The organism is Komagataeibacter kakiaceti JCM 25156 (assembly GCF_000613305.1).
Genome location: NZ_BAIO01000806.1, coordinates 1 through 735, shown reverse-complemented (window position 1 = coordinate 735; position 735 = coordinate 1). Strand labels below are relative to the sequence as shown.

Sequence of the window (735 nt, the reverse complement as noted above, 5' to 3'; positions counted from 1 at the left end):
GCGAACTGGCGCATGAAGCCGGCGCGCATGGGGGCCACGCGGGCGGAGCGCCCGGTGGTGGGTTCGATCTTCTTCGGTGGGGGCACGCCCTCCCTCATGGCGCCGGAGACGGTGGCGGGGCTGATCGCGGATACACGCACCCTGTTCGGCACCACGGCGGATGTGGAAATCACGCTGGAAGCCAACCCCACCAGCGTGGAAACCGGGCTGCTGCGCGCCTTTCGCGATGCCGGGGTGAACCGCATCTCCATCGGTATCCAGAGCCTTGAGCCCGAAGCCCTGCGCTTTCTGGGCCGCGAACATGACGCGCAACAGGCCGTGACGGCGCTGGAACAGGCGCGCGCGCTGTTCGGGCGCGTCTCGTTCGACCTGATCTATGCCCGGCCGGGACAGGATGCGCGGGCATGGCGGGCGGAGCTGGAGGCGGCGCTGGCGCTGGTGTCCGATCATCTCTCGCTCTACCAGCTCACCATTGAGCCGGGCACCCGCTTCGAAAGCCTGTACCGTCAGGGCCGCTTCCGCCTGCCCGAAGGCGATGACGCCGCCCGGCTGTATGACCTGACCGCCGAGGTCGCCGCCCGGCACGGGCTGTACGGCTACGAAATCTCGAACTACGCCCGCCCCGGCGCTGAAAGCCGCCATAACCTGACCTACTGGCGCTATGGCGACTATCTGGGCATTGGTCCCGGCGCGCATGGGCGGCTGACGCGCAATGGGCGTGACCGCCGCAACCCG

General features: G+C 69.0%; 1 pseudogene. It reads left to right on the top strand.

Going from position 1 to position 735, the window contains the following annotated elements:
* A pseudogene (gene hemW / locus JCM25156_RS26390) lies at positions 1-735 on the top strand (radical SAM family heme chaperone HemW); the annotation flags it as partial.